The organism is Flavobacterium sufflavum, assembly GCF_004016525.1.
Taxonomy (GTDB): Bacteria; Bacteroidota; Bacteroidia; order Flavobacteriales; family Flavobacteriaceae; genus Flavobacterium; species Flavobacterium sufflavum.
Window position 1 is genome coordinate 1 of the sequence record NZ_SACJ01000049.1, and the last position, 255, is coordinate 255.

1 protein-coding gene is annotated in these 255 nt (G+C 41.6%); it reads right to left on the bottom strand.

Features of this window, described 5'->3' with window-relative positions; translation table 11 throughout:
* A partial coding sequence (locus tag EOD40_RS18095; protein WP_164905520.1) for a hypothetical protein occupies nucleotides 1-255 on the bottom strand: 255 nt, incomplete at both ends.

The following is a 255-nucleotide window of genomic DNA, read 5'->3' on the forward strand; positions in this document are numbered from 1 at the left end:
TGTAAGTTACTACAGGAGCAGCATCACAATTATCAGTAGCCGTTAAATCAGCAGCAGTAGCAGTTGGAACCGCAGAACACTCTACAGTTACATCAGCAGGAGCATTGCTCAATACCGGAGCCGTTGTGTCTTTTACAGTGATTGTTTGAGATTTAGAAGATTCATTACCACAAGCATCTTTAGCCGTCCATGTTCTGGTTAAAGTATAGTTGCTAGCACAGTTTCCGTCAGCTCTTACTTCTTTGTAAGTTACTA